Annotated in this window: 7 protein-coding genes and 1 pseudogene; all 8 read right to left on the reverse strand. The window is 46.3% G+C overall.

Translation table 11 applies throughout. From position 1 onward, the window contains the following. A pseudogene (locus LDL18_RS08680) lies at positions 1-416 on the reverse strand (cellulose synthase); the annotation flags it as partial. Continuing rightward, the gene (locus LDL18_RS08685) at positions 406-1,029 is read right to left on the reverse strand and encodes a cellulose synthase operon protein YhjQ/BcsQ (RefSeq protein ID WP_296508787.1); all 624 of its coding nucleotides are present in this window, start codon (positions 1,027-1,029) and stop codon (positions 406-408) included. The pseudogene LDL18_RS08680 and the gene LDL18_RS08685, both read right to left, overlap by 11 nt. A gap of 57 nt (positions 1,030-1,086) precedes the next feature. Next, a complete protein-coding gene (locus tag LDL18_RS08690; protein ID WP_296508789.1) occupies positions 1,087-1,266 on the reverse strand; it encodes a hypothetical protein in 180 nt (59 codons plus the stop codon). A gap of 142 nt (positions 1,267-1,408) precedes the next feature. Then, complete coding sequence (gene rplS, locus LDL18_RS08695; RefSeq protein ID WP_014848322.1) at positions 1,409-1,783, reverse strand: 50S ribosomal protein L19; 375 nt, start codon at positions 1,781-1,783, stop codon at positions 1,409-1,411. Beyond that, positions 1,780-2,529, reverse strand: a complete 750-nt coding sequence (gene trmD, locus LDL18_RS08700) for a tRNA (guanosine(37)-N1)-methyltransferase TrmD (protein WP_296508792.1) — start codon at positions 2,527-2,529, stop codon at positions 1,780-1,782. Before trmD ends, rplS begins: the two co-directional genes overlap by 4 nt. After that, positions 2,526-3,017 carry a ribosome maturation factor RimM gene (rimM, locus tag LDL18_RS08705; protein ID WP_296508794.1) on the reverse strand — a complete coding sequence of 164 codons (492 nt, stop codon included), beginning with the start codon at positions 3,015-3,017 and terminating at the stop codon, positions 2,526-2,528. The genes trmD and rimM overlap by 4 nt, the downstream gene beginning before the upstream one ends. Positions 3,018-3,020: 3 nt before the next feature. Continuing rightward, a complete protein-coding gene (rpsP, locus tag LDL18_RS08710) occupies positions 3,021-3,452 on the reverse strand; it encodes a 30S ribosomal protein S16 (protein WP_296508796.1) in 432 nt (143 codons plus the stop codon). A gap of 30 nt (positions 3,453-3,482) precedes the next feature. Continuing rightward, the coding region (locus LDL18_RS08715; protein WP_296508798.1) for a signal recognition particle protein at positions 3,483-4,525 on the reverse strand (1,043 nt) is incomplete at its 5' end.

The following is a 4,525-nucleotide window of genomic DNA, read 5'->3' on the forward strand; positions in this document are numbered from 1 at the left end:
ACGGGACGCTGCATCGGCCATAATATCTGGAATAGCCCCAAGATAAGAATAGCCCAAGCATAGAGTTCTGCCATAAAGAGAACCCCGCCGAAAACCGCATCCATGATGTGGTCAAAACGTAGTGTTTGCGTAATGCGCCAGAAGATATAGCGTGTTGATGTCAGGATAGAAGAAAGACAGATAACAATAGAGGCAAAATGGCTTGGGCTGCGATCAATCAACAGCGTCAATCCCATAAAGAAAATGCCATAGACCCATTGATAATAAAGCGGTAGCGGAACCGCAACCACAATAAGCGCTGCAATGGTAATCAAGCAAAGCAATGGCCATTGTAGAGCAGAATCCCACAAATGCTCTAAAATATATTTGGCTTCAGAAAGCGTGTTTTTAATTTTTATACGGCTTTTATGAAGCATCGGCGGACACCTCCTCCGCATGCTGTGAGATATTCATTTCTATCATTCTTAAAAGCTGATGCGCACAATTATCAAAATCTTTCAAGGCAACAGAGGTCGGCGCATAAAGATGTAAAGGCTGTAATTTCCCCAAGGCTTCGTTAACAGCTTCATCTTGCCGAATGATGCCGATCAAATTGTCCTGAACCATGTCTTGAACAAATTGCGATGCCGCACGGGGAAAATTATAGCGGTCATTGGCATTGTTGATGATGTAATAATGATTTTTATCAAAGGCTTCAGGGAATAGAGCCATACATCCCGCATTGGGAGACAAAATGGAAATATGAAGAATATTTTCTTGCGTTATGCTGGATTTTTGAATTTCACTACCCAGATCGGCAATAGTAATCCCTGAAAATTCTTCTGAAGCTGGATAAAGCTCATTCATCGTCTCGACAGACAAAAAGGGAATCTCTTCTTCTTGGACGCCGATATGAAAATTAAGGGATTGTTGGTGCGTTAGATCCGCAATAGCCACCTTCCGCTTAAGGCGAAGGAGCGAGAGAGCGATATTAGCCGCAACAGTGGAAACGCCCACTCCCCCTTTAAAAGAATGAAACAGCACCAACATAAAAAAACTTTCTTAAAAGAAATGTAGCTTTTTAAGGCTAACTTAATAATATTTACTTCAAATTTTGACGTTTTGCTTGCTTTTCCAAGCAATATAGTCCGCAGCTTTTTCTAAAAGAGGCCAATTATGCCATTCTACAGGGTTGCGGTTATCGTAGGCACGATAAGAAAAGTCAGGCTGGCTGATATCTTTTAGAAGATTATTAACGTCCTGCGGTATAATATTTTTTTTAGACATCAAGTCTTCCCTAAAATTGTACCGCTTCAGATTTTATAATAGGTTTAAACAAGAAAAGTAAAATATAAGTTAATAAAAAAATAAGGGCACCGAAAAACGATGCCCTTATTTATAAAAAAACTTTAAAAGTTTTTAGTCAAAATTATTTGCTGGGACGCACATCGCGACGCTCAGCGATACGAGCTGCCTTACCTCTGAGACCACGCAGATAGTAAAGTTTAGCGCGACGGACGACACCACGGCGAACAACTTCGATGGAATCAACATTCGGTGAATAAAGCGGAAAAACACGTTCGACACCTTCACCGAAGGAAATTTTCCGAACCGTGAAAGAAGAACCGATAGCTTTATTGGAACGAGCGATGCAGACACCTTCATAGAACTGAATACGGATGCGTTCGCCTTCGACAACGCGCACACCGACTTTTAAAGTATCACCAGCCCGAAAGTCAGGAATAGACTTCTGTTCTTGTAATTTGGCGATCTGTTCGGCTTCGAGAGTCTGAATAAGATTCATTTTTCATTCCTGTCTTTTTTGTTACGCGCCAGAGGGCGACTAGCCTGAACGCTCCTGTAGCGTTCCCAAAGATCCGGCCGCCTTAACCTTGTATCGCGCTCTGCCATGGCTTGTCGCCATGCCTTGATATGCGCGTGATTCCCAGATCGTAACACTTCGGGAATCGATAACCCTTCCCATTCAACTGGACGGGTATATTGGGGATATTCTAGCAAGCCTGTTTCAAAACTTTCATCTTCCCCACTTGTGATTTTGCCCATTACGCCAGGTATCAGCCGGATGCAAGCATCTAACAGGGTCAAAGCCGCCATTTCACCGCCAGACAGGATATAATCGCCAATAGAAACAGGTTCGATAGCTCTTTTTTCAAAAAGCCTTTCATCCATGCCTTCAAAGCGACCACAAATAATAATAGCGCCCGCCCCTTCGGATAATTGTCTCACTTTGGATTGTGTCAGCGGATACCCCCTAGGGGTCATGGCTAAAATGGGTAAATCAGGATGTTTTTCACAGCTATGATCCAAAGCCCGCGCCAAAATATCTGCCCGCATCACCATACCAGCTCCACCACCCGAAGGCGTATCATCAACCGTATGATGACGGTCACTGGCAAAATCGCGGATAGCCACGGTTTCCAGCGACCAGATATTATTTTCCAAAGCGCGGCCTGCCAAGCTATGCCCCAAAGGCCCCGGAAACATTTCTGGATAAAGGGTAAGGATCGACGCAGAAAAAGGCTTGGTCATTCGATAAAATCGGCTGCAATAACAAGATGGTCATCATGAACATCTACGGCTTGAGCGATAGGCACCATAAAGCGTTTTTTGTCTGCTTTTTCAATTTCAAGAATATCGCCTGCGCCATAATTTTCGACCGCGACAGACACGCCAATAAGCTGGCCAGCCGGATCAACGCATGGCAAACCGATTAAATCGATATAGTAATATTCATCCGCCGGTAAATCAGGCAGAGCTTTTCTTGGAACCGTCAAAGCGACTCCACGCAAAGATTCTGCCTGATTACGATCGGTTATTTCTGAAAAACGAACAACCCACCCCTTGGGATCAGGTCGCAATTTTTTCAGAGTCAAAGGCGTGCCATTTGCACTAAAAATGCCATAGGCCTTAAATTGTGCCGCATCTTCGGTGAAAGGCTTTAGCCGCACCTCTCCTGTAATACCATGCGCCCCCGTAACAACGGCGAGGGTAATCAGGCGATCGGGTGCGGCAACCATGACTTAGGCTTCTTCAGAATTAGAAGCGGCTTCTTCAGCAGGAGCCTGTTCTTCAACAGCTGGTGCTTCGGCAGCAGCCTTAGCGGCTTCAGCAGCATCAGCAGCCTTCTGGGCGCGTTCTTCAGCGCGTTCCTTGGCCTTTTCACCCGGAACAGCTTTATTCGGGTTGTTGCGTGCTTTGCGTTCCAGAAGACCAGCGGCATCGAGGAAACGAGCAACACGATCAGTCGGCTGTGCGCCAACGGACAACCAATGACGTGCGCGATCAAGATCAACGATTACGCGGTTTTCATTATCTTTCGGAAGCTGCGGATTGTAGCTGCCGATTTTTTCAATGAAAGAACCATCGCGCGGGCTGCGGGAATTCGCAATAACGATACGATAAAACGGACGGCGTTTTGCACCACCACGAGACAGACGAATTGAAACGGCCATTAAATTTTCCTTTCACCAAATAAAAATCAATTATTTACGACCGAAGCCGCCAAAACCCGGGGGAAGCCCCGGCATACCACCACCGGGGGGCATCATCGGTGGCATACCACCATCAGCCCCCCCGCCCAGCATTTTCATTAACCCTTTGATACCGCCTAATTTTTTAAGGCGTTTCATTGCCGAAGACATTTCCTGATGCATTTTCAGCAAGCGGTTTATTTCCTGAACCGTTGTGCCTGAACCCTTTGCAATCCGGATTTTTCTTTTGGCGTTGATCAATTCAGGACGAATGCGTTCTTTTGGGGTCATGGAGTCAATCATCGCTTCCATTCTGACGAGGATGCGATCATCAACCTGACCATTGGCCATAGCATTTTTGATCTGCTTCACCCCAGGGAGCATTGATGCCAAAGCCCCCATTCCACCCATACGCCGCATTTGGCTGAATTGTTTTTTCAGGTCATTAAAATCAAAACGCCCCTTGGCCATTTTGGCAGCCAAGGCTTCTGCGTCTTCTTTTTCGATTGTCTCGCTTGCTTTTTCAACAAGGGAGATAATATCGCCCATGCCTAAAATGCGGTTCGCGACACGATCGGGATGGAACGGCGAAAGACCATCCAGCTTTTCGCTGGTGCCGACAAATTTGATCGGCTTTCCGGTCACTGCCCGCATCGACAGTGCGGCACCGCCACGGGCATCGCCATCCATACGCGTTAGAATGATACCGGTCAGATCAACTTGTTCGGAAAAACTTTTCGCGATATTGACGGCATCTTGTCCGGCCAGAGCATCGACAACTAACAAGGTTTCTGTTGGCTGGCTGCTATCAGCAACCGCCTTCATTTCATCCATCAACAACTGATCAATATGAAGACGACCAGCTGTATCGAGAATAACGACATCATAGCCTTGCAAACGCGCAGCAGTAAGAGCGCGCTGCGTAATTTCAACCGGCTGTTGACCAGCAATAATTGGCAAGGTCGGAACATCTGCCTGTTGACCCAAAGTGGCAAGCTGTTCTTGCGCCGCCGGACGATGGACATCCAAAGAAGCCATCAAAACCTTTTTATGGT

The sequence above is a fragment of the Zymomonas sp. genome (assembly GCF_020216885.1).
Taxonomy (GTDB): Bacteria; Pseudomonadota; Alphaproteobacteria; order Sphingomonadales; family Sphingomonadaceae; genus Zymomonas.